The 23,926-nt window shown below is 66.9% G+C and carries 16 protein-coding genes; 6 read left to right on the forward strand and 10 right to left on the reverse strand.

Annotated elements, in window-relative coordinates; genetic code table 11:
- Positions 1 to 31: 31 nt before the first annotated feature.
- The 4 genes from QM618_RS08180 to QM618_RS08195 form a co-directional block, all read right to left on the reverse strand.
- Positions 32 to 6,040, reverse strand: coding sequence for an Ig-like domain-containing protein (locus tag QM618_RS08180; protein WP_428096781.1), 6,009 nt, complete (start codon positions 6,038 to 6,040; stop codon positions 32 to 34).
- Positions 6,041 to 7,153, reverse strand: coding sequence for a serine/threonine-protein kinase (locus QM618_RS08185; protein ID WP_428096784.1), 1,113 nt, complete (start codon positions 7,151 to 7,153; stop codon positions 6,041 to 6,043).
- A 159-nt stretch (positions 7,154 to 7,312) separates the two neighbouring features.
- On the reverse strand, positions 7,313 to 10,162 hold the full coding sequence (gcvP, locus tag QM618_RS08190) for an aminomethyl-transferring glycine dehydrogenase (RefSeq protein ID WP_428096788.1): 2,850 nt from the start codon (positions 10,160 to 10,162) through the stop codon (positions 7,313 to 7,315).
- Positions 10,163 to 10,206: 44 nt separating this feature from the next.
- Positions 10,207 to 10,380: a YegP family protein gene (locus QM618_RS08195; protein ID WP_428096791.1), complete on the reverse strand. Its 174-nt coding sequence runs from the start codon at positions 10,378 to 10,380 to the stop codon at positions 10,207 to 10,209.
- Positions 10,381 to 10,463: 83 nt separating this feature from the next.
- Between QM618_RS08195 and QM618_RS08200 the strand changes: the two genes are divergently transcribed.
- Entirely contained in the window at positions 10,464 to 10,895 is a 432-nt protein-coding gene (locus QM618_RS08200) for a hypothetical protein (protein WP_428096794.1), read from the forward strand.
- An 82-nt stretch (positions 10,896 to 10,977) separates the two neighbouring features.
- Here QM618_RS08200 and QM618_RS08205 read toward each other — a convergent pair whose 3' ends face one another.
- Complete coding sequence (locus QM618_RS08205; RefSeq protein WP_428096797.1) at positions 10,978 to 13,275, reverse strand: 5'-nucleotidase C-terminal domain-containing protein; 2,298 nt, start codon at positions 13,273 to 13,275, stop codon at positions 10,978 to 10,980.
- Between the two features lie 96 nt (positions 13,276 to 13,371).
- On the opposite strand from QM618_RS08205, the gene QM618_RS08210 reads away from it, so the two are divergent.
- Positions 13,372 to 14,340 carry a glycosyltransferase family 2 protein gene (locus QM618_RS08210; RefSeq protein WP_428096801.1) on the forward strand — a complete coding sequence of 323 codons (969 nt, stop codon included), beginning with the start codon at positions 13,372 to 13,374 and terminating at the stop codon, positions 14,338 to 14,340.
- Here QM618_RS08210 and QM618_RS08215 read toward each other — a convergent pair.
- Both QM618_RS08215 and QM618_RS08220 read right to left on the reverse strand, forming a co-directional pair.
- Positions 14,288 to 15,208, reverse strand: coding sequence for a lysylphosphatidylglycerol synthase domain-containing protein (locus QM618_RS08215; RefSeq protein ID WP_428096805.1), 921 nt, complete (start codon positions 15,206 to 15,208; stop codon positions 14,288 to 14,290). The two genes, QM618_RS08210 and QM618_RS08215, sit on opposite strands and share 53 nt — an antisense overlap.
- The gene (locus QM618_RS08220) at positions 15,205 to 16,047 is read right to left on the reverse strand and encodes an NAD-dependent epimerase/dehydratase family protein (protein ID WP_428096808.1); all 843 of its coding nucleotides are present in this window, start codon (positions 16,045 to 16,047) and stop codon (positions 15,205 to 15,207) included. The genes QM618_RS08215 and QM618_RS08220 overlap by 4 nt, the downstream gene beginning before the upstream one ends.
- 32 nt (positions 16,048 to 16,079) lie before the next feature.
- On the opposite strand from QM618_RS08220, the gene QM618_RS08225 reads away from it, so the two are divergent.
- Positions 16,080 to 17,258, forward strand: a complete 1,179-nt coding sequence (locus tag QM618_RS08225; protein WP_428096813.1) for a glycosyltransferase — start codon at positions 16,080 to 16,082, stop codon at positions 17,256 to 17,258.
- Between the two features lie 176 nt (positions 17,259 to 17,434).
- Here the strand turns inward: QM618_RS08225 and QM618_RS08230 are convergent, their stop codons facing one another.
- From QM618_RS08230 to rfbA, 3 genes are read right to left on the reverse strand one after another with little or no spacing between them, the layout of a single operon-like run.
- Positions 17,435 to 17,797 carry an RNA-binding S4 domain-containing protein gene (locus tag QM618_RS08230; protein ID WP_428096816.1) on the reverse strand — a complete coding sequence of 121 codons (363 nt, stop codon included), beginning with the start codon at positions 17,795 to 17,797 and terminating at the stop codon, positions 17,435 to 17,437.
- Positions 17,798 to 17,806: 9 nt separating this feature from the next.
- Positions 17,807 to 18,793 (reverse strand): dTDP-glucose 4,6-dehydratase, encoded by a 987-nt coding sequence (gene rfbB / locus QM618_RS08235; RefSeq protein ID WP_428096819.1) that lies wholly within the window; start codon positions 18,791 to 18,793, stop codon positions 17,807 to 17,809.
- Positions 18,790 to 19,662 carry a glucose-1-phosphate thymidylyltransferase RfbA gene (rfbA, locus tag QM618_RS08240; protein ID WP_428096823.1) on the reverse strand — a complete coding sequence of 291 codons (873 nt, stop codon included), beginning with the start codon at positions 19,660 to 19,662 and terminating at the stop codon, positions 18,790 to 18,792. Before rfbA ends, rfbB begins: the two co-directional genes overlap by 4 nt.
- 156 nt (positions 19,663 to 19,818) lie before the next feature.
- Here rfbA and QM618_RS08245 point away from each other — a divergent pair, with 156 nt between their 5' ends.
- The 3 genes from QM618_RS08245 to QM618_RS08255 are packed head-to-tail and all read left to right on the forward strand — an operon-like array spanning position 19,819 to position 23,920.
- Positions 19,819 to 22,260, forward strand: a complete 2,442-nt coding sequence (locus tag QM618_RS08245; RefSeq protein WP_428097240.1) for a glycogen/starch/alpha-glucan phosphorylase — start codon at positions 19,819 to 19,821, stop codon at positions 22,258 to 22,260.
- Positions 22,261 to 22,306: 46 nt separating this feature from the next.
- Complete coding sequence (locus QM618_RS08250) at positions 22,307 to 23,680, forward strand: anion permease (RefSeq protein WP_428096826.1); 1,374 nt, start codon at positions 22,307 to 22,309, stop codon at positions 23,678 to 23,680.
- A gap of 9 nt (positions 23,681 to 23,689) precedes the next feature.
- A complete protein-coding gene (locus QM618_RS08255) occupies positions 23,690 to 23,920 on the forward strand; it encodes a hypothetical protein (RefSeq protein WP_428096830.1) in 231 nt (76 codons plus the stop codon).
- Positions 23,921 to 23,926: the final 6 nt, after the last annotated feature.

Consider the following 23,926-nt stretch of genomic DNA (forward strand, 5'->3'; position numbering starts at 1 on the left):
GTGATCTCCTCGTTACACTCATCGGCCGTTTTCACGGTGTGGGTGAGACGCTCGGCGATGGCTCTGGACTTGGTTCGGGGACACCCGTGCACGTGCTGGTCGCGGATGTCCATGGATCAATACCGATGAGGGCTCCGGTGAAGTTCACCGTGACGCTTGCCGTGCGCATCGCGTCGTAGTGCGTGGTGAGTTCCCCGTCTGCGTCACGCAAGGTCCACTCGACCGCGTAGTCGTCGCCCGAGGCGCCCACGGTGACCGAGGGCGGCACGCCAACCTCACACGTACGCACGGTGACCTGAGTGCGATAGGCGGCATAGCCGTCGTCCGGTGCCACGGTGCCAACCGTTGGCGAGCACTGCGCCGTGGTGCTGTTAAAGACCACGCACAGGCGAGCGTTCACGGTGACCGGCACACCTACCGGCATGTTGGAGAACTTGGTGGTCCACGAGCCGCCGTTGAAGCGGTAGCCCACCACCACCGTGGCTGGCAGTGCGCCAAGGTTGACGATGGGCTCCGTCACTCCCGTCTGGCATGACATCCCGTCACCCGTGCACTCCGGAGCCACCCGGTAGCCACGGGTGATGAGCGGGGCGCCGGGGTCTACCCAGGGGTAGACGGCCACGTCGAGCGACGGGGCCGAGCCGTAGGTGGTGGAGCCGACGCGGCTCTCACCGCACAGCTTGAGACGGTTGGTGGTGTTAGGAATCACGGTCACCGTGAGGCTTGCCGATCCGCCGGACGCCGCCACCATCGACTCACACGTGCCGCCATTAAGGACGCCAACGAACGTGTCCGAGCCCACGCCGCCAGACGTCACCTGAACTGCGAGGGTGGCCGTGGTTCCGCTGCCATCCACGGTGGGCACCGCTTGCACGATCGTGGGCGCGCCAACGCCGTTCGCGGCAAAGGTCACCGCAGAGCCCTGCTCTTGCGCGCCCGCAACAGGGGGCAGGTCAAGGCTCGTCACGGGGGTGATTGTCACCTGCTCCGTGGTGTTGGAGCCCACGTAGTACGCGGATACCGACTTGTGGCCCTTGCCGGAAACGGGAACCACCATCGTCTCGCCGCTCCCACTCGTGATGCGCAGTTCCTTGGTGGTGGCGTCCGTGACATCGAGCTCGATATCAATGCGCTTGCCGTCGCCACCGGTGTTGCGCGTTGGCGTCCACGTGACGTTCACAGGCGCTGCCGGAGGCGCGTACGACCACGCGCTCACGCTCACAGAGCCTCGGGATTCGCCGACGCTGTTGAGCGCCTTGGCTACATACGTGTGCTTGGCGCCGTTCGTGAGTCCCGTAATGGCGGGGCAGGAGCCGTCGGCCGCGCACGTGGCCACCTTGGTGGCGCCCTCGTAGATGACGTACGACGTCACGCCTGGGTACGAGGCGCCGCTTGGGCTCGGGCTCACCGCGAGCGTGAGGGTGCCGTCGCCGAAGGCGGTCTGGCGCACCTCCGCGGGGGAGGCCGGATAGCCGAGCAGGTCGAGGTGGAGCACACCAACGCGGTCACCCGCACTCACGCGGCCCTGCGCGTCCATCACGGTGAAGGTGGCGGTGCAGGTGGCACCAGGTGCGTCCGCGGTCCACCACGCCGTGATCGTCGAGTTGCCGGAAACGGTGAAAGTCACATTTGGGCACGAGACATCTGGGGTCACGGAGGCCAACTCGAGCGGCGTCCCCGGCAGCGGGTTGACCTCTCCCGGGCCGCCGATGACGCTGATCGCGCACGACGAACCGGACGCTTGCGAGCATTGACGCGTGATATTTGCGCCCTTTGGCAGGCTCGAGGGAGCCGGGCCAACAACGAAGGTGAGGGACACGGCGGGGACCTCTGGATCCGAGGTGAGCGACACCGTGGCGCCGTCGACGTTGCCCGGCACGGCCCTGTCCTGAGCCGTGATGGTCAGCACGTCGCCGGAGCGCCGCACGTCGAACTGCTGACCGGCATAGTTGAGCGCAATCTCAACGTCCCTGGCGGCAGCCCCTGTCGGCCAGCTGACCATGCCCGCGAGGTCGAACGTTGTTGTTGCCCCGGGCGACAGCTCGATAGAGCCGCTGCGCAGCACCGGCGACGGGTCCTTGGGGATGATCGTGATGGGAATCGGCACGAGCGTGAAGCGATCCTGATCGGCAACGCGCGCTGAGACCCTGCACATATCGGAATACGGCTGACCCTCGGATGCCGTGTACCTGAGGGTGGTGCCAGAGACCAGTTCGCACGTGGAGCCTTTGCGCACGCCCGACGCTTGAACATCGTCTCCGTCGACCACCAGTTGGGTGTCGGCGGGCACCGCGACGAGCGGCTTGATGTCGAAGGTCACGGATTCGCCCTCGACTACTTGAGGTTCGGTGAAGGAGTCCTTGAGTGCGAGCCGCGTCTCGTCGAGTCCGGGCACCTTGAGGAAGCCGTAGCTCGTGACCTCCTCGCCCGCGAAGTTGGTGCCCGTCACCTGGAACGGGATGATCCGGCCCGCGGTGGTGGACGGGGCAGAGATGGTCCAACCATCCACGGTCACGCCCGGCTGGCTGCCCCACAGCGACAGCACCAGGCCCGCGGGGTCTCCCGATGCCCACGACACCTTGCCCGTCAGCACGTCAACTCCGGTGGGCAGCGACTCGCGCGTGTCGAGAGCGAGCACCGTGTCCGTCACCACGGGTACGTCGGCCACCGGCTCGCGCACGGCTTTGAGGATGATGCGGCCCACCGCGGTAGAGCCCGCGGAGTTGCGCACCGTGTAGAGGTAGCTGTAGGTACCAGGCGTTTCGCCCGCACGCAGCATGACGGTGTCGTCCGCGACAGAGACGACGCGGTCCGCAAGTTCGCGGTACTCGTCCGTCTCGAGCGGGGCGTCGGGGGACAGGTCGACGAGCTCGAGCTCTCCGCCTGCAAGGTCGATGTCGTTTGCCGTCGGCACCACAACCACGCTTCTGCCGTCGCCAACTTGCGCCTGCACGTAGTCCGCGTAGGTGACGGGCTTGGCCTCGAACTCCACCGCGATGACACCGATGTGGACGCTCGCGGTGGCCGTCTGGCCGCGAGCGTCCACCACGGAGTACGTGAAGGAGACCTGCCCAGAGAAGCCAGGATCCGATGTATAGACGATTGCCTGGCCGTCGGCGGAGACGGCGGCGATGCCCGAGGACGGCTGCGTCTCCACTCGAGACAGCGTCACCCTGTCGCCATCCGGGTCAAGGCGCGTGCCATCGAACGCGAGCCGCACGCTCTGACCGGACGCCACGCGGCCCGTGAGGTCTCGCGGCGTTGGCGGCGAGTTAGTGGGGTTGTCCAGCACCGTCACCACGAGTTGCGCGGTGTCGCGCTGAGTGGGATATCCCAGCACGTATGTGGCGTACGAAATGACGTAGGTGCCAGGAGTATCGGGAGCGAGGTAGCGCAACCGCGAGCCTCCCGCGAAGGCGAGGCCGGCTCCCTCGGGCGCAACGATCGAATCGGGGTCGAGCGCGATCACCGTTCCCGTGGGGCCAATGTCATTGCGCAGCACCGAGGTGTCGAACTGCGTTCCCGCGCGCACCGTCGCGGTGTCGTCAATCGCGATGGGGTTGGGCGGAGTCTCGGTAGGCAGCAAGACCACCGTCACCTCACCGGTAGCCGTCATGCCAGGGCGACCGGAGCCGTCGGACACCGTGTACGTGACCACGCCGAGAGTGCCCGGCTGGCCGTCGGGCGTGTCTCCGCTGAGGCGCAACGCCGAGAATCCAACGACGTCCGCCGACAACTGCGCCCCTGGCGCGGGGTCGATGGAGACGTCGGAGATCAGCAGCACGCGGCCGCCAGGGTTGGACACGGTGCGCAAGACGTCAACCGTGGCGTCCTCCTTGGCACGCACGAAGGCGGTGGACGGCACCGTGGAGATCTTCTCCGCGCTGGGATCCAGCACGGTGATGCGCGCAACGCCGCGCGCCACTTCCACGCCGTCCGTGACCTTGAAATCCACGAGATGCGAGCCGGGATCGTCCGCAACGAACGTGAAGCCCACCACGCCCTGCGCCACCGCAACGGTCGCCTTGTCTCCAGGGGCGAGCGAGGCCTCCTCGAGTTCGAGAGCGCCCACGCCGCCCGTGACCCTGTCGGCAACGTCGATCGTGGTAGTCACGCCGGCGACCACGGTCACCGACACGTCCTCGACCGTGAGCTCCGGCTCGTCGAGCACGCTCACGTTGAGCACCTTGGTGGTGGTTGCGCCAAACGAGTCGGATACGGCCACGGTGACCGCGGCGGTGGCGGAGCCGGACGCGCTCGCGTTCACGTGCTGGAACACCACGCGTCCCTCTGGTGATGCCGCTACCACGCCGGAGGCGTAGGAGGTAGTTGCCGACGCCAGGTACATGGGGTCGCCATCCGGATCCACCCAGCCCGTCAGTACGTCGGCCGCGGCAGTGCCTCCCGGGTGCACTTCAAGGGAGGGCCACGTCGTGAGGCAGCCGTCCACGCCGCACCACTGGGGCGCGGCGTTCTCGGACGCCGAGTGCACCCTCAGGGTCACCGTCGCCGGCTCGGAGAGCAGCCCGTCGCTCGTGGTGCCATCCGTAACCTGGTAGTCGAACGTCGCTGTGCCGGTCGCGTTCGGATTGACCGTGATGATGACCGACTGATCGTCATCCGCGATGGACAGCGTGCCGAACGCGGGATCGATCGCGGTCAGCGACTGCGACGCAATCGTCAGCACGTCCTTGTTGGCATCGTGGTCGTTGAGAAGCGCGGGCAACACCACTTGGCGGCCGGCGCGCACACCGAAGGAGTCATCCACGGCGACGGGCGCGCGAGGATCCGTGACCTCCGGCGCCACGTCATCCTCGTCGTCCGTGGTTGGCGCGTCCTGATCCTGGTCCCACTGCTGCGAGGAGGCGATGAGCTGACCAGAGGGCACGCTCCACACCCATCCGGAACGCGTCTCATTGAGGATCAGCCGTGAGCCGTTGGAGCGCAACTGCGGCGTGCGCTGGTCGCCGAGCGTAAGCCCACCGTAATCGAGAGCCACGGCAGGAGCGTCGGACCGCCACATGGTTCCGGCACCAAGGCCCGCAGGCAACCACGCGGCAACCATCGTCGCTTCGCCGGGCACCTGCATGGCCGCCGCCGGCTCGCCAAGCCCAACGCCGTCGGCCCCAAAGATGCGCTGCGCGGAGCCCTCGCCCTTGGGAACGGAGATCACGCCGAACTCGTCGGTCACGAGGAAGGCGTCGAGGTCTTCCGTTGGCTGCGCAAGCACGGCGCCGGAGCCGGCGCCCGTGTCGATGGGCTCGGCGACGCCTTGGCGCCACAGCGTGCCGCTTGAGGCATCGAGAAGCGCCCACGCGTTGCCTGCCCACGTGAGCTGAAGGTTGCCGTCTGTGGGGCCGTCGGTGATGGGGTCGAGCCCCGCGATCTCGCCCGTTGCGGCGCTAGCGCGGAGCACCGCGCCCTGCTCCGCGGAGTACGCGGCAATGTCCCCGTTTGGTGACACGGTGGCCGCGAGCGCGCGGAACTCAGGGCGCTCCGCGCCCTCCTCGACCACTGCGTCGGCGAAAGGATCGAACTGCGCCGGGGCCACGCCGGTGCCGTCGGAAATGCGCCCGGCAAGCACCATGCCCGTGTCAGTGAGATAGACCACGAAGTCGCCCGCGTACGTCACGGATTCGGTGCCCGACGGCGTCGCCACCGAGGTCTCCGAGCTGCTGTCGTCGAGGTCTGTTGGGCGCGAGGCGTCCACGGGCGTGACAGTTCCCAGGTTGTCCGAGTAGACGAGTAGAGAATCGCCGGACTGCGCCAAATCCGTTGGGGCGCTGACGTTCTTGACCGTGTCGACCTCGCCCACCACGGTGTTGATGCGCGCAAAGCGCTGACCCTCCACGGATTGCAGCGCCCAGACGGACGGGTCGTCGGGAACAACCTCCCGCTCGTCGAATCCCGGCGCGACGATGGCGCCCGCAATCACGGCACCTACCAGCACCACCACACCGGATCGCCACACAAGCCTGCGGCGCCTCGCCTTGAGGAGCGGATCCTCAGGGCGCGGTACCTCCGGCATCACGGTGGTCATTTAGTCACCAAGAACCAAAGCGAGCGTCACGAGCACGCCCACGATTGCGGCGCCAAGGATGATGGCGCCCACAGCGATGCGGCGGCGCACCGTAGCCCGCCGCGCCACCTGACTCGCGGTACTCGTGCGCGTGTGGTGACTGCTGCCCGCAGCGTCGTGGCGCTGCCTCGCGGACTCCACCGGCACCGTGGAGCGCGTGGGGCCACCGAGGGAATCCGCCGCGTAGTCCGCAGGGGACCAGTCGTCGCCAGCAAGTTCCAGCTCCGTGACGGGGAGCCCCATTTCTCGCTGCACCTCTTGGAGCGCCTTGCCAAACTCGAGCGCGGAGGGGTACCTGTCCGCGGGGAGCCGCTTGAGGCCGCCGGCAAGCGCGTCATCGAGCGCGGCAGGAGCGTCGTCCCTGCCAACCGGCACGTACTTGGCGCGCAGAATCCGCGCCTTGAGCTGCTCATCGGAGCGCCTTCCGCCTGGCACGTCGAACGGCGCGTGCCCCGCGGCAAGGGTGTAGATGGTGGCCGCAAGCGCCCACACCTCGCTCGCCACGGTGCCGGACGACCGCCGCTCCACCACCTCCGGGGCGCTCCACGGCGGCGACATCGCGATCATGTCTTCCTCGCCCGTCGCGCTCGCCGTCGCCACACCAAAGTCGCTAAGCACGGAATGTCCGTAGGTGGTCACGAGGATGTTGGAGGGCTTGATATCGCGATGCAGCATGCCCACGCGGTGTGCAGACTCGACGGCGCTCGCGATCCGCACGCCCGTGGATAGCACCTCGGCGATGGGAATCTGCTCGCTGCGATAGCGCACCGCCATCGACGCAGGGCAGTACTCCATGACGAGGTAGGGGCGGCCGTCTGGAGCCACCGACGCCTCAAACACCGTAAGGATCGCGGGATGCGAACTGAGGCCCGCCATGACGTCCGCCTCTGCCGCCATTGCCATCGCGGTCTCCGGGTCAGTGATTGGCTTTAGCAGGACCTTTACCGCCACCACGCGCCTCGGAAGGTTCTGCTGGTATAGGAACACGTCGGCAAACCCACCGGACCCCAGGGGCCGCACGTAGGCGTAGCCCGGAAGGGTCGGTGGGTTAAGGCTCTGACGACGTGCGGCCACGGTCCTCCCTCGGGCCCAAGCGACGGCTACCTGGGCGACGGCAGCGCTAGAGAGAAAGACTAACTGAGGGCGGTTTGGACGTAACTATGCGTGTGGCAACCTTCACACGCGGATAAACACGGCAATTGCCCGACGCTCGCGCGGGTTTCGCGCGCTCCGTCACCCCTCGTATTCCTCCATGGGCGGGCATGCGCACACGAGGTTGCGATCGCCGTAGGCGTTGTCGATGCGGCGAACCGGCGCAAAGTACTTGTCTTGCCTCAGTTCCGGCACTGGGAAGGCGGCCTGCTCGCGGGAGTACGGGGCGTCCCAATCGTTTGCGCCGATCGCCTCGACGGTGTGTGGCGCCGCCCTCAGTACGGAGGCCTCTGCCGTGACCTCGCCGCGCTCCACCGCGGCGATTTCCTCGCGGATCGCGAGCATCGCGGTAATGAACCGGTCCACCTCTCCAAGGTCTTCGCTCTCGGTGGGCTCCACCATGAGGGTGCCCGCCACGGGGAAGCTCATGGTGGGTGCGTGGATGCCGAAGTCGATGAGTCGCTTCGCCACGTCCTCTACCGTCACGCCGGTGGCCTTCGTGAGCGGGCGGAGGTCGAGGATGCACTCGTGCGCCACGAGGCCAGCCGGCCCGCGATAGAGCACGGGGTAGGCGTCTGCCAGGCGCGATGCCACGTAGTTGGCGGAGAGAACCGCGGTCGACGTGGCGCGCGTAAGGCCCTCGTGCCCCATGAGCGCGATGTACGCCCACGAGATCGCGAGGATGCCTGCGGAGCCGTAGGGCGCCGCGCTCACCGGCGCGCCTTGGCGGATGAGCTCCTCGGGCGTCTGGATAGGGCTCGACAGCCGCGGCAGGAACGGCACCAGGTGCTCAGCAACCGCCACCGGGCCTACGCCGGGGCCGCCACCGCCGTGGGGGATGCAGAACGTCTTGTGGAGGTTGAGGTGGCTCACGTCGCCGCCAAAGTGGCCGGGCTTGGCAAGGCCAACGAGCGCGTTGAGGTTGGCGCCGTCGATGTACACCTGGCCGCCCGCGTCGTGCACGGCGGCGCACACCTCGCCAACGTGGCTCTCGTACACGCCGTGCGTCGAGGGGTAGGTGAGCATGATGCAGCTGATCCGACCCGCGTGCGCCTCGAGTTTCTTGCGCAGATCACCCATGTCGATCTCGCCGTCGTCGCCCGTAGCGACCACCACTACGCGCAGGCCGGCAAGCACCGCACTCGCGGCATTGGTTCCGTGGGCCGACGCTGGGATGAGGCACACGTCGCGCTCGGTTTCGCCCTGGGAACGGTGGTAAGCGTGGATGGCGAGCAGTCCTGCATACTCACCGCGGGCTCCCGAGTTGGGCTGCACGGCCACCGCGGCGTATCCCGTGATGTCCGCGAGCCACGCCTCGAGCTGCCCGATCATCGCGCGGTATCCCGCGGTCTGGTCGCTTGGCGCGAAGGGGTGGATTGCGGCGAAGCCAGGCCAGCTCACGGGGGCCATCTCCACGGCCGAGTTGAGCTTCATGGTGCACGAGCCAAGCGGGATCATGGTGCGGTCAAGGGCAAGGTCCCTGTCCGCGAGCTTGCGCATGTAACGCATGAGCGAGGTCTCGGACCGGTACTTAGTCCAAATGGGATGTGTCAGGTACTCCGACGTGCGGCGCAGGTCCCTAGGGATCGTCACCGATGGGCCGCCGTATACGGGGCGTTCGTGGGGGTGGCCGAGCACGGCGGAGACGAGTTTCGTGAGCACCTCGAGGGTGGTGAGCTCGTCGCAGGAGATTGCCACCGCGTCGTCATTCAGCTTGCGGATGTTGATGCCCTGCTCCGCGGCCCTGCGCACCACGGACTCGGCGCCGCGCGGAACGTCAAGCACGATCGTGTCGAAGAACGCCTCGTGGCGCACCGTGGCGCCGCGCGCCGTGAGGGCGTCCGCGAGGGTCGCGGCCATGCGATGCACGCGGAGCGCGATCTCGCGAAGCCCGTCAGGACCGTGGTACATCGCGTAGAAGCCGGCGATGATCGCGAGCAGGGCCTGCGCGGTGCAGATGTTGCTCGTGGCCTTGTCGCGGCGAATGTGCTGCTCACGCGTCTGCAAGGCGAGCCGCAGGGCGGGCTTCCCAGATGCGTCCACGGACACACCAACCAGGCGGCCGGGGAGTTGACGCTCAAGGCCTTCGCGCACGGAAATGTACGCCGCGTGCGGTCCGCCAAAGAACAGCGGCACGCCAAAGCGCTGAGTGGAGCCAACCGCGATGTCCGCGCCAAGCTCACCAGGGGCCTTGATGACACACAGCGACAGGATGTCTGCGGCCACCGTCACGAGGGCTCCCACGCCATGCGCGGCCTCCACGAGCCCGCCGATCTCGCGCACCAGCCCCGAGTTGCCCGGCTGCTGAATGACCAAGCCAACGAGGTCAGCTGGCGCAACCCAGCCGTCGGACAGGTCTTCAACGCGAAGCGGGAGGCCAATGGCCTCCGCTTGCGCGGTCACCACCTCGATGGTCTGCGGCCAGCACTCGGAGTCAAGGACGATCACGCCGCCGTCCTTGCCGTTGACGGCACGGCGCATGAGCAGCACTGCCTCGCCAACGGCGGTCGCCTCGTCCAGCAGTGAAGCCCCCGCGACGGGAAGCGCCGTGAGGTCGGCGACCATCGTCTGGAAGTTGAGCATCGCCTCAAGGCGGCCCTGCGAAATCTCCGCTTGGTACGGCGTGTAGGCCGTGTACCAGGCAGGATTCTCCAGCACGTTGCGGCGGATCACCATAGGGGTGACGGTGTCGTAGTAGCCCTGGCCAATCATCGAGACCTGTACGCGATTGCGCTGCGCAAAGCCTTGCAGGGCGCTCAGCGTCTGTTGCTCGTCGCGGGCAGGGGGCAGCACCAGCACGTCGTCTTGGCGGATGGACGCGGGCACGGCCGCTTCCACGAGGGCGGCGAGCGACGGATAGCCAACCTCCGCGAGCATCGCCTCGATGCCGGCGTCGTCGGGTCCGATGTGGCGGTCAGCGAACGCAGTCACTGGCCCATTGTGGCGCAAAGCGCCGCTTCAGGAGGAGCGGCGCGTCAGGCGTTGTCGACGATTGCTGCGTCAGCGGCACTCTTCTGGATTGACGCGATGGCATCCTTCGCCGATTGCTTCTGGTTGTAGCCCTGGCTCGACGCGAGGATGTTGCCGTTCGCCGCGATGATGCGGAACCGGAACTCGCCAGCTGCGTCCTTGTAGATCTCGAACTTCATTGTTCCTCCTGGTTGCGCCCCTCATCGACGATGCTATTGCGGCGGCGTGCGGTGCGCGCGGCGAGCACGTCTACGCTTGGCCCATGGCTCAGTGGGATCCGGAAACCGGAAAAGTTCGCCCCGTGTGGACCATCCGCTTCAGCGCGTGGTGGATCTTCGTTGGGTGCGCCATCGCGGCGGTGGTCACCACCATCGTGTTGCTGCTCACGCTCGTCACTGGTTCCGCAGACGACCAACTGAACGACTCCGGCTCCGTATTCCAAGGCGCGATCTTCCTGCTCGGCATCGTGTTCGCGGTGTTCGTGCTCGTGGGGCCTGCGCTCGCGTGGGGCCTCGGCTTCATGCTGCGCAACAACGAGAACCAGGGGATGCACGTGCTCGCGTTCGCCCTTCTTGGCGCGGTGGTCGGGTTCCTGATCGGCAACTTCGTTGGCCTCGGCACCGTCGTCGCCCCAGCGGCAGGCATCGGCGCGGCGGTTGGCCGCTGGGCCATCTCGAGCCAAGCCAAGATCTAGGGCGCCCACCCAACTTTCCTCCCACAGCAACAACGGGTGCCCGACGCTATGGCCGGGCACCCGTTGTGCGTCACCTCTGCGGTTACTTGGTTACGCAGACCTGACCGTTGAGCGTGAACTGGGCAACGTCACTCGCTGCGCCCTTGGACGTGAACCCGAAGGTCGCGGAGTGTCCAGAACGCAGGTCGTCGTGCCAGCGGTAGCCCGTGGCCGTTACCGTGGCGCCAGACTGCTTGAGTTTGGCGCCCCACGCGTGCTTGACCTTGTCCGCACCGGCGAAGGTCCACTCGACCTTCCAGTCCTTAACGGTGGTCTTGCTCGTGTTCTTCACGGACACGCGCGCGAAGTACTCACCGTGGCGCTTGTCGTACGTCTTGTACGAGACCACGCACGGCGGCACCGGGGCCGCCTTCACGGTGACAGGGATCTTCACCACGGTGCCCGTTGCCTTGCCCTTGACGGTCAACACGTAGTCGCCCGGCTTGACCTTAGGAACGGTGAACGCGAGCGTGGCAGTGCCGTGCTCGTCGTACACGTCCGTTGGCGGCACGTTGGTGACCGCGAACGAGCCAAGGCTCACCTTGCCCAGTTTCGCGGTGACGTTGGCGTCGATGACGTCGCCCGCGCCCGTCATCATGAGCGAGGTCAGGCCAAGGGTCACGTCCTTGCCCACGGTGAAGTCGGCTGCCGCGAGGCCCGTGACGCCCACGGCGTGCTGCTCCGTCGGCACGTTCAGCGTGCCGTTCGCGGCGAGGTAGTCCACCTGTGCCTGGAGGTCAACGCGGCCGGAGTCGGCCTTGTTGGCGCCCTCCTTGAACACCGTGAAGTTGTCACCGCCGGAGGCGAGGAACGAGTTCACCGTGACCTTGAGCACCGCGGTGTCCGCGATCGACTTGCCGTTGAGCCGGACGTCAAGCACCTTCTTGGTGGTGGGGTCATACGTGTAGGTGAACCCCTCCGAGGTGCCAAGGCGCAAGAACGGCCGCGACGCGCCCGCGGGCTGCCACTGCTGTTCCAGCACCGCCTTGATCTGCGCACCCGTCATGTCCATCGTCACGAGCGTGTTGGCAAAGGGTTGCACGAGCGCCGCCTGCTTGTAGGTGATGTCTGACGGATAGGTACCGGTGCCCCCTGCCAGTCCCAACATGTCGTCACGCAGCCCGCCAGGGTTCATGAACGCCACCTTGGCGCCAAGCTCCGCCGTGGCCCAGCGCTGGATCTCTGCCACCGCGTTGCCAAGAGTGGACTCGCCGCCGCGGCTGGACCCCGAGGTGCCCGTCGCCGTCTTGGCGCGATACAGCGGACCGCTGATGGCGCCAAGCACCTCGGCGCCAAGAACATCAGATTCGATCACGGCCTTCTGAATGAGGGCCGCCGTGGTGGGGTCCGCGGGGTACACGGGCACCCCGCCCACCTCGAGATCGATGATCGACGTGGTGAGCCCGGTGACGTCACCCGCCGCGTTCACCGTGAACAACAACTGGTTGAGGTTGGCCCCGTACTGACCGGCGGAGACCACCGGACGCTCCGTGACCGCCCTATCCGCCCAGCCGGGAACCGGCACCAGGTGGTTGTACGCCAAGTGCGTGTGGCCGGAGATGACGGCGTCAACGTCGTCGGAGAGGCTCGTCACGAACTGGCCAAAGTCGTTCGCGGGATTCACCGCGTCCGCATACGCCGTGGTTGGCGCGCCCTCGTGGATGAGCGCGATCACCAGGTCAGCGCCCGCGGCCTTCAGGTCGGCGGCAGAGCGGTTCGTGGCCGTGAACTCCTTTTCGAAGGTCAAGCCAGCCACGCCGTCGGGCGATACCAAGCTGGGCGTCTCATCGGTGACCACGCCGATGAAGCCAACCGTGACGTCGCCAAAGGTCTCCGTCCACGTCTCGGGAAGGGCCGGGGCGTTGGTGCCGCTCACGCGAACATTGGCGCCAAGGTACTGCCAGGAGGCGCCGCCGTACGGGTTGGTGACGGCGTCGTAGGGCGCCATGACGCGGTCGACGAGGTCGTTGTACCCCTGATCAAACTCGTGATTGCCCACTGCAGACACTTCGAGGCCCGCCTCATTGAGGACGTCGATCGTGGGCTTGTCGTGGGCGATGAAGCTCTCGAAGGTGGAGGCACCGATGAGGTCCCCCGCCGCGGCAAAGACGGTGTTGGGGTGCTCTGCTCTGAGCGTGTCCACCGCCGTGACGAGCGACGCTCCGCCAGCGCCGCCGTTTGTGGGATCGGGCAGGATGCGCCCGTGGAAATCGTTGATGCCAAGGATCTGGATGGTGGTGTCTCCATCATCCGCCTGGGCCGGAGTGGCGATTGCGGCGACCAGTGCGGCCATGCTGGCCGTCACTACCGCGAACGCTCGCCAAGACGAGGTTTTCGTCATGATTCTCCCTTTCCTATGTGTTTGGGTCTTTTCGACGCTACCCGCGGCGCGCGGTTCTCGCATCCCGAATGACTCGCGGCGCATTACCCTGGGCACGTGAAACTGGTGGTTCAGATCCCATGCCTCAACGAGGAGGCCACGCTTGGCCTGGTACTGAGCACCATCCCCACACAGATCGACGGCATCGACGAGATCGACATTGTGATCATCGACGACGGCTCCACCGATCGCACCGTTGAGGTGGCGCGCGCCCACGGCGTCACGCACATCGTCAAGCACACGCGCACCATGGGGCTCGCGCGGTCCTTCGCGGATGGCGTGGAGTACGCGCTCGCCAACGGCGCGGACATCGTGGTCAACACCGACGGCGATAACCAGTACCCGCAAGAACGCATCGGCGACCTCGTAGCGCCCATCCTTGCCGGGCGCGCTGACATCGTCATCGGCGATCGCCAAACCCAGTCGATCGCGCACTTCTCGCCGTTCAAGAAGGCGATGCAGCGCTTTGGTTCGTGGGTAGTGAATCGCGCCGCCGGCACCAAACTGCCCGACGCTGCGAGCGGTTTTCGCGCGTACAGCCGGTATTCGCTGTACCGCCTGAATATCGTCACGCAGTTCTCGTACTGCATGGAGACGATCATTCAGGCGGGCAACAAGCGCCTCGCGATCGAGTCCGTGCCTGTGGTCACGAACCCCAAGACGCGAGAGTCACGCCTGTTCTCCAACGTCTTTGAGCACATGATCAAGTCCGCCCAGGCGATCATGCGCTCGTACATCATGTTCAAGCCGTGGTCGATATTCCGGCTCCTCGCGCTCACGTTTGGCGTGCTTGGGCTGATCCCGTTCATTCGCTTCGCGATCGTGCGCATCATGGGCGACGACGGCAATCACATTCAGTCCCTGATCCTTGGTGGCGCGCTCATCTCCGGTGCGCTGCTGTCCATCGCCCTTGGGGTGCTTTCGGACCTGCTCAAGACGAACCGGGTGCTCGCGGAGGATCAGCTGGAGCGCCTCAAGACGCAGCAGTACGGTCCGGCTCACTCGCCGGTCGACCGCGTCCAATAGCCACCCCGGCAGCGAAGCCGATCGCATCGGCCGCGGTCATCACGAATCGGCTCACGAGCGCGAGCGACAACGCCTGCGCCTGGGTAGCCACCGACGCAAGCAAGACCACCAGCGCGGCCTCGCGAACGCCAGCCCCCGCGGGGGCAATCACCACGAGGAAGCCAACCAGCCACGCGAGCGCAAACGCGCCCGTCGCGAGGATGTACGTGGACTTCTCGCCCGGCGCTATCTCGCGGAGCAGCAGCCACGCCTGCAGACCAAGCAATAGCCACATAAGCACCGACCACCCCGCGCTCGCCGCGAGCGCCCGGCCGCTAATGTGCACCGGGTCCTCCGTGCGCTTCGTGACACGGAAGGCGAGCGCCACCACGCGGCTGAGAACCGGCGGCGTCAGCAGCGCAACCAGACCCAAGGCCACCGGAAGCACCCACCAATAGGTGGCCACAGCGTCGGGCACTGTGAGCGCCGCGCCGGTGAGCCCAACCAATGCCGCCGTCACCACGCCAACGATCATCGCGACGATTGAGCCGGTCATGGCGCGGGCTCGCGAGACGCCGTGGTCGCGGGCGAACTCCGCCTGCGCGAGCACCGGCCACACGGATCCGGGCACGTATTTGCCCACTTGGCTAAGCAAAAACACGCGCAAGGCCGACGGCACGCTCGCCGTTAGCCCCACGCTCACCATCACCTCGCGCCAAGACAGCGCGTTGACGCCGAGCGCGATCGTGGCCGCGAGCCCTGCGGCAAGGATGGTTCCCCAGCTCAGGGCCGCGAGGGCGGCCGTGACGTCGTCCCACTCCTTGGCGACCGCCCACGCGAGCAGGGCGGCCGCGAGCGCGAGGAAGCCCCAGCGGAGCCACTTCTTCATGGCCGCACCGCGTCCCACGTGCGGGCAAGGCCGTCCTCGAGAGACGTGGTGGCGCGCCAGCCAAGGTGCTGAGCAGCGCGGTCCACGCCGAGCCACGCGGCCACGGGATCAACGCCGCGAGCGGGCTCGCTGCGCACCTCTACGGGGTGGGGCGCGACCGTCTTCTGTACGACCCCAAGCAGTTGGGCGAGGCTGGTTCCCACCCCCGAGCCCACGTTGATGAGGCCCTCGTGGCGCCGCTCGGTGGCGGTGGCGATCGCGTCCGCCACATCGTCGACGTACACGTAATCGCGCACGGCAGAGCCGTCGCCGAAGAGCGTGATCGGCTGGCCCGTGCGGATCGCCGCAAGCCAATGCCCCACCACGCCCTGGCCGCCTACCGCGCGGCCCGCGGAACTGACCTGCGCGGGGCCGTACGGGTTGGAAATCCTGAGCACCGTGTGGGGCACGCCCTGGTCCGCGAGCAGGCGCTCCTCCGCAAGTTTCACCCGGCCGTAGTCATTCGCGGGGCTTGGCTCGTCGGTCTCGCGGAACGGCGCAATCGCGGGCGGGCCGTACACGGCGCCCCCAGACGACAGGAGGACGACGTGCGGGACGCGACCCGAGCGTCGGGCGGCGTTGAGGGCGGAGGCGAGGTCGCCGATGGCCTGATCCGCGCGCGTGGTGTCCGCAGGGGTGACGTGGCCGGCTGCCCACACCACCGTGGCCGCTCCGCCCGTAAACGGGTGGTCCTTGGTGAAGCGGCCAACGTGGGCGCCCCGGCGCTCAAGCTCCGTGGCCACGGCGGAGCCGAGGAAGCCCCGCGAGCCCACGACGGCCACGTCATACACTGTGCTCACTCGCCCCGCTCCTCGACATTGGATTGCAGTCTATGGCCCTCCCGCGCGCGCTCGTCGTGGCCACGACGTACCCCGCCCGGCCGGGCGACGGCACCCCCGCGTTCGTGCGCGACCTGTGTCTTGAGCTGTCCTCCTCGTTTGAGGTGACCGTGCTGGTACCTGCGGTTCGCGGGGCGCCTTCCCGCGAGCAGGACGGCCCGCTCGCCGTGGTGCGCCACCGCTACTTCCCGCGGCGTTGGGAGACCGTGGCGGACGGCGCAATCCTCGAAAACGTCCGGGCGTCGCGGGGTGCGGTGATTCAGGTGCCGTTCTTGTGGGCGTCCCAGTGGTTCGCGGTGCGCCGCGAGTTCCGGCGCGTGCGGCCCTCGGTTGTGCATGCGCATTGGCTGATCCCTGCGGGCGTGTCCGCGCGCGCGCTGTCCCGGCGGGTGCCGCTCGTTGTCACGACGCTTGGCGGCGACCTCTACGCGCTCAACTTTGCGGTGGCGCGGTGGCTTAAGCGGCGTGTGGCCGCAGCTGCGTCGGTGGTGACGGTTATGAACTCCGACATGGCCGCGCGGGCTGCTTCGCTTGGCGCCCGCGATGTTCGCGTCATGCCGATGGGCGCGCGGTTCTCCGTGGTGACGCCCGCGCCGGCCTCCGGGCCGGTGCGGTTGCTCGCCGTTGGCCGGCTCGTGGAGAAGAAGGGGTTTGACGTGCTGTTGCGCGCCCTCGAGGCGGTGCCCCACGCCGTGCTCACCATCGTGGGCGACGGGCCTTCTCGCGGCGAGCTTGAGGCGGCAGCGCACTCGCTTGGTGCCCGGGTCACCTTCGCGGGTCAGCTGGGCCGCGAAGAGCTCGACGAGGTCTATCGACATGCGGACATCGCGGTGTTCCCGTCGCGGCCCGCAGCATCCGGGGATCAGGACGGGCTGCCCGTGGCGATGCTGGAGGCGATGGGGTCCGGGCTCGCGGTGATCGCCTCGGACCTCGCCGGGCTCAACGAGGCCGTGGTCTCCGGGGAGTCCGGGCTGCTCGTGCCGCCGGGCGACGCTGGCGTGCTGGCCGCCGCGATCAGCGAGCTGGCCGCGGACCCTTCCCAGCGTCGGGCGCTGGGAGAGGCGGCGGCGATCCGCGCGCGCGGCTACTCGGTGGAGGCCGTGGGCGCGGGGTATCGCGCGCTGCTGCACGAGGTCATCGAAGCGGCGAAACCCTCACCCCCCTCGGTTTAGGCAACTCACGTATACCTTTCAGCGGACAATCCCTCCGTCTGGGCAGGTCACTGGTACAGCGCACCAGCGTCAACCCGCAGCCTCGGGAGACTCCATGACCAGCGGCGCCTACCCCTGAGCTGCCTAAACGGGGCCAGTTCGCGGCAAACGGTAGGTGTGAGGTGCCTAAACCCGTGTTAGCGGCCGCGCAAGCGATCGATCTGCCGCCGCTCTCGCTTGGTGGGCCGCCCAGCGCCGCGGTCTCGCGTCGCAAAGGCAGGCGTCCCGACGTCCCGCGGCAGCTCCTTTGGCGTGCGATCAATGTATGCGGCAGCCGCGGGCTCGGGGCCAACGCGCTTCGAGAGCAGGTGCACCACCTCAAAGACGCGGTCGCGGCCGCCAACGCGCACCACCACGGTTGACCCCTCGACCACCGTGGTGGACGCCTTGGCCTTCTCGCCATTGATGCGCACATGCCCGGCGCGGCACGCGGCGGTGGCCTGCGTGCGGCTCTTGTAGATGCGCACCGCCCACAGCCACGCATCGATCCGCGTGCTCATTGCGCCGCCTCAGCGGCCAAGGCGCTCGTACTTGAGCTCCGTCGCGAGCTTCGCCGGCCGCCACCAGGCCTCGTTCTCGCGATACCAGTCGATGGTCGCGGCTAGGCCGGAGCGGAAGTCGCCGTACTGCGGCTCCCACCCAAGCTCAGAACGCAATCGAGACGCATCAATGGCGTAACGGAGATCGTGCCCCGGCCGGTCGTTGACGTGGTCAAACGCGTCCGGCTCCTGGCCCATGAGCTCCAGCAGCGTGCGCACCACGGTGAGGTTGTTGACCTCGCCATCGGCGCCAATCAGGTACGTCTCGCCGATCCGCCCGCGATCGATGATGGCCCACACCCCAGAGTTGTGGTCGTCCACGTGAATCCAGTCGCGCACATTGAGACCCGCCCCATACAGCTTGGGCCGCACTCCATCGAGCACGTTGGTGATCTGCCGCGGGATGAACTTCTCCACGTGCTGGTACGGCCCGTAGTTGTTGGAGCAGTTCGAGATCGTCGCCGCCACCCCAAACGACCGCACCCACGCGCGCACCATGAGATCGCTGCCCGCCTTCGTCGACGAGTACGGCGACGACGGGTTGTACGGCGTCTCCGGCGTGAACTTGGCGTCTCCTTCAAGCGGAAGATCCCCGTACACCTCGTCCGTCGAGATGTGGTGGTACCTGGTCTTGTGCCGCCGCGCCGCCTCAAGCAGCGTGAACGTGCCAATCAGGTTGGTGTGGACAAACGGTGAGGGGTCGTCCAAAGAGTTGTCGTTGTGGCTCTCGGCGGCAAAGTGCACAACCAGGTCCGACGCTCCCACCAGGGCGTCCACCACGTCACCGTCGGCGACGTCCCCCTTCACAAACGCCACCTCTGGTGGCAACGAAGCCTGGTTTCCCGCATAGGTGAGGTTGTCGAGAACGGTGATCTCAGCGTCGGGCCGCGTTGCCAGCGTTAGCCGCACAAAGTTGGCGCCAATGAACCCGGCCCCGCCGGTTACCAGCACCTTCACTTGCGTTCCCTCTCCAACAAGCCCAACAGGTAGTCGCCGTAACCGGACTTTGCGAGGCCGCCCGCGATCGAGGCGAGTTCGGCATCGCTGAGCCAACCGCGCCTCCACGCGATCTCCTCCGGAGACCCAATCTTGAGGCCCTGGCGCTTCTCCACGGTCTGCACAAACTGGCTCGCCTCGAGCAGCGAATCAAACGTGCCAGTGTCGAGCCAGGCGGTGCCGCGCGGCAGCACCTCCACCTGCAGCTTGCGCTCATCGAGGTAGGTGCGGTTGACGTCGGTGATCTCGTACTCGCCGCGCGCCGAGGGGGCAAGGTCGCGGGCGCGCGCCACCACCGAGTTGTCGTAGAAGTACAGGCCGGGAACGGCGAACTCCGAGCGGGGCGAAGCGGGCTTCTCCTCGAGCGAGAGCGCGCGGCCGTCGGCGCCAAACTCCACCACGCCATACGCGGTGGGATCGGCGACGCGGTAGGCGAAGACCACCGCGCCGTCCACGTTGCTGAAGCGCTCAAGATTGAGGCCGAGGCCAGGGCCGTAGAAGAGGTTGTCGCCAAGGACGAGCGCGGCCGGCTGTTCTCCAATGTGCTCGGCTCCAATGACGAAGGCCTGCGCCAGCCCGTTCGGCTCGGGCTGCACCGCGTAGGTGAGCGAGATTCCAAACTGCGAGCCGTCGCCAAGCAGCCGCTCAAACTGCGGCAGGTCATGCGGCGTGGAGATGACGAGGATGTCGCGGATGCCCGCGAGCATGAGCGTAGACAGCGGGTAGTACACGAGCGGCTTGTCGTACACGGGGGTCAGCTGCTTCGAGATCCCCTGCGTGATCGGGTGCAGCCGCGTCCCCGAACCGCCCGCAAGAATGATGCCGCGCATGCGGGCAAGTCTAGGGGCGCGGCTACCAAGCCGGGCCGACGCTGTGGTGACCCGAGCGCGCACCTCGCCGCAGCGTCGGGCGGGCTTGGCAATTGTTAAATCTAGGCAACATCGTCGCGGGTCCCAGGTGAAAACGGTTACATTGACCGGGTGAGCATGCTTCCCGTCGCCGCGCGCGAGTACACCGTCGACAGTTTCACCCGCGAGTTCTTGCGGGAGGTGAACTTTGGGCAGGGCGTGGACCTCGACAGGGCGTCCACGAACGACAAGTACCTCGCGCTTGCGCGCACGGTGCGCGCGTATCTCATGACGCGCTGGCTCGAGACGAGCCGCAACCAGGCGCAGCGCCAGTCAAAGACGGTCGCGTACATGTCGGCGGAGTTCTTGCTTGGCCGTCAGCTCGACAACAACCTGCTGGCCGCGGACCTCGAGGACATCGCTCGCGATTCGCTCGCGGGCCTCGGCATCAACCTCGATGACCTGCGCGACGCGGAAATCGAGCCGGGCCTTGGCAACGGTGGCCTTGGCCGCCTCGCCGCGTGCTTCATCGACTCGTTGGCCACCATGGACATTCAGTCCATCGGCTATGGCATCCGCTACGAGTACGGCATCTTCAAGCAGCGCTTCGAGGATGGCCGCCAGGTGGAAGACCCCGACGACTGGCTACGCCTTGGTTCCCCGTGGGAGCTTCCGCACCCGGAGAACGCCGTAAAGGTGCACTTCGGCGGCCACGTGGAGGACGTGCCCGGTGCCAAGAACGGCGCACGCAAGTGGGTGCCGGAGTGGGACGTCAACGGCGTTCCGTACAACTACATGGTTCCCGGCTACCGCAACGGCCGCGTCAACACGCTGCGCCTGTGGAGCGCCCGCGCCACCCAGGAGTTCGACCTCAAGATCTTCAACTCGGGCGACTATGCCGACGCCGTTGCCGCGCAGACCCAAGCGGAGAACATCTCGAAGGTGCTCTACCCCGAGGACTCCACCCCGCAGGGCAAGGAGCTTCGCCTGCAGCAGCAGTACTTCTTCGTGGCGTGCTCGCTGAGCGACTTCATCAACAAGGTGCTCCCAGAGGGCTACGACCTCCACAAGCTCCCCGAGCGCATCACGTTCCAGCTCAACGACACGCACCCCGTGATCGCGGTGCCGGAACTCATGCGCATCCTCGTGGACGAGCGCGGCTGGGCGTGGGATGAGGCCTGGGCCGTGACGCAACAGGTATTCGCCTACACGTGCCACACGCTGCTGCCAGAGGCGCTAGAGGTGTGGCCCGTTGACCTGCTTGGGCGTCTGCTCCCGCGGCACCTCGAGATCATCTACCGCATCAACGACGAGTTCCTCGACGACGTCCGCGACCGCTTCCCCGGCGACGTGTTGCGCGAGCGGCACATGTCGATCATCGCGGAGGAGCCCGTGCGCTCCGTGCGCATGGCGTTCCTCGCGACGGTGGCGGGCTTCAAGGTCAACGGCGTTGCCGAGCTCCACAGCGAACTGCTGCGCGACAAGGTGCTCAAGGACTTCGCTCAGATGTATCCGGAGAAGTTCACCAACGTCACCAACGGCGTGACACCGCGGCGCTTTGTTCGCATGGCCAACCCCGGCCTCTCGCAGCTCATCACCGAGGCGATCGGCGACGGCTGGCTCACCAACCTTGAGCGCCTCCAGGGCCTCGAGGCCTTCGCCGACAACGAGGAGTTCCGCGAGCGCTTCGCCGCGATCAAGTCCGCAAACCGCGAGCGCTTCGCCACGGTGTTGAGGGCGCGCGACGGCCTGGAACTTGCCCAGGACGGCATGGTGGACGCGATGGTCAAGCGCCTCCACGAGTACAAGCGCCAGTCCCTCAAGCTGCTGCACATCATCTCGCTGTACGAGAAGATCACCACCGGCAAGGTGGCGCTCGAGGACGTCACCCCGCGCACGTTCGTGTTTGGCGCCAAGGCCGCTCCCGGCTACGTGCGTGCGAAGGAGACCATCTACCTGATCAACGCCGTGGGCGCCACGATCAACGCGGATGCCGCGCTCAAGGGCCGCCTCAAGGTGGCCTTCCCTGCCAACTACAACGTCACTCTCGCGGAAACGCTCATCCCCGCCGCCGACCTCAGCGAGCAGATCTCGCTCGCGGGCAAGGAGGCCTCGGGCACGGGCAACATGAAGTTTGCGCTCAACGGCGCGCTCACCATCGGCACCGATGACGGCGCCAACGTCGAGATCCGCAAGCTCGTCGGCGACGACAACTTCTTCCTGTTCGGCATGGCGGAGCCCGACGTCGAGGCGCTGCAGTCCAAGGGCTACAAGCCCGGCGACTTCTACGAGCAAGACGAGGACCTCCGCAACGCGCTCAACTTGCTGCACTCCGGGGCATTCACGGGTGGGGCGCGTGATGGCGCCGTATCCTCCGTGTTCGCGAGCCTCGTGGAGCGCGACCGCTTCATGGCGCTCGCAGACTTCCGCGCCTACGTGGACGCGCAGGCGCGCGTCGACGAGGCGTGGAAGGACCAGGACGGATGGACGCGCTCAGCGATCCTCAACGTGGCGCGTTCCGGCTTCTTCAGCTCCGACCGTTCCATCCGCGACTACCTGGACCGCATCTGGCGCGCATGACCTTTAGGGGACGCAAGACTCCCAAACATGCTTCACAATTGACGCCGTGACTGAAACCGCCCTGCTGGCGCTTGTCGTGGTGACGGCCCTCGTCTTCGACTTCACGAACGGCTTCCACGACACCGGCAACGCGATGGCACCCTCCATCGCCACGCGCGCCCTCAAACCCAAGCAGGCCGTGCTGCTGTGCGCGATCCTCAACCTCGTGGGCGCGTTCTTGTCGCTCACGGTCGCGGCGACTATCGCCAAGGGCATCGTCGATTCCACGGTGGTCACGCTTGGCGTTGTGCTTGCCGGCCTCGCGGGCGGCATCATCTGGAATCTCATCACGTGGCTCGTACGGCTGCCATCCAGTTCTTCGCACGCGCTCGTTGGCGGCGTGGTTGGCGCGGTGCTCGCCGCCGCGGGCACGCAGGGCGTCATCTGGTCCGGCCTTGTGGCAAAGGTGCTGCTCCCGGCCCTGCTCGCCCCGGTGATCGCGATCCTCGTTGGCAGCATCGGCACGTGGCTCGTGACGCGCGTGACTCGCCGCGTCTCGCAAAAGCACAACGATCAGTCGTTCCGCTGGGGCCAAATCGGCTCCGCCTCGCTCATGGCCCTCGCGCACGGCACCAACGACGCGCAGAAGACCATGGGCATCATCCTCCTTGCGCTCATTGCGGCCGGGGTAGTAGCGCCCGACGCTGGGGTTCCGCCCTGGGTCATCGTCTCGTGTGCGCTCGCGATGGCTTTGGGCACGTACATGGGCGGCTGGCGCGTGATTCGCACCTTGGGCAAGGGCCTGGTGCGCCTCGACTCGCGCCAGGGAATGTCGGCTGACATGTCGTCGGCTTCGGTGATTCTGCTCTCGAGCCACTTTGGCTACTCGCTGTCCACCACTCACGTGGCCACGGGATCCATCCTCGGCACGGGCGTTGGCCGCCGCGCCAAGGTGCAGTGGTCCGTGGCTCGCAAGATGTTTGTGGCGTGGCTCGTCACGGTTCCCGCCGCGGCCGCCGTTGGTGGTCTGTGCTACGGAATCGGCGAGCTCTTTGGGCACACCGTTGGCCCGTTCGTGGTGTTCGGCATCCTCGCCGCGACGTCGACCTTCATCTACATCCTGTCCCGCAAGCAACCGGTGAGCGCCCACAACGTCAACGACGACTGGGACCCCAAGGAGGACCAAGAGGCGATCCTCGCGGAGTCGCTCACCATGCACAACCCGCGCCTCATGCGCGTGCCCAAGCCGCCGCGCAAGCGCAAGCACAAGCCCGCGCCTGTGCCCAAGAAGCTTAAGAAGAAGTCCAAGACGCAGCAGGCGAAGAAGCAGGCCAAGAAGGGCTCGGTCAAGAAGGCGGCCACCGCCAAGAAGAAGGCCAAGGCGAAGGCCGCGACTAAGAAGTCGCGGCCCAAGACAAAGAAGCCGGCGAAGAAGAAGTAGGAGGTCACCATGAGCGGATATGTGGAGTGGGGAGCCCTTGCGAACATCGTCGCGTTCGGCATCCTCATCGGTGCGGGAATGCCTGCGCTCTACGCGATTGGTGTGCGCGCCCTCGACTCGTCGTCGCGTCAGGCTGGGCGTGCAGCCACCATGTACAAGGCAGGCGCCTACGCGTGCTTTGGTGTGGTGGCCGCCACAATCCTCGGTGCGCTGGTCTTCATCGCGGCGGGCGGCCACTAGCCTGGC

It is taken from the genome of Demequina sp., assembly GCF_049841215.1.
GTDB lineage: Bacteria > Actinomycetota > Actinomycetes > Actinomycetales > Demequinaceae > Demequina.

Coding starts and splice junctions, on each gene's coding strand:
- QM618_RS08200 (WP_428096794.1), top strand. CDS start 10,464: ATGGCTCAGTGGGATCCGGAAACCGGAAAAGTTCGCCCCGTGTGGACC.
- QM618_RS08255 (WP_428096830.1), top strand. CDS start 23,690: ATGAGCGGATATGTGGAGTGGGGAGCCCTTGCGAACATCGTCGCGTTC.
- QM618_RS08245 (WP_428097240.1), top strand. CDS start 19,819: ATGCTTCCCGTCGCCGCGCGCGAGTACACCGTCGACAGTTTCACCCGC.
- rfbA (WP_428096823.1), bottom strand. CDS start 19,662: ATGCGCGGCATCATTCTTGCGGGCGGTTCGGGGACGCGGCTGCACCCG.
- QM618_RS08205 (WP_428096797.1), bottom strand. CDS start 13,275: ATGACGAAAACCTCGTCTTGGCGAGCGTTCGCGGTAGTGACGGCCAGC.
- QM618_RS08195 (WP_428096791.1), bottom strand. CDS start 10,380: ATGAAGTTCGAGATCTACAAGGACGCAGCTGGCGAGTTCCGGTTCCGC.
- QM618_RS08230 (WP_428096816.1), bottom strand. CDS start 17,797: ATGAGCACGCGGATCGATGCGTGGCTGTGGGCGGTGCGCATCTACAAG.
- QM618_RS08225 (WP_428096813.1), top strand. CDS start 16,080: ATGGCCCTCCCGCGCGCGCTCGTCGTGGCCACGACGTACCCCGCCCGG.
- QM618_RS08215 (WP_428096805.1), bottom strand. CDS start 15,208: ATGAAGAAGTGGCTCCGCTGGGGCTTCCTCGCGCTCGCGGCCGCCCTG.
- QM618_RS08180 (WP_428096781.1), bottom strand. CDS start 6,040: ATGACCACCGTGATGCCGGAGGTACCGCGCCCTGAGGATCCGCTCCTC.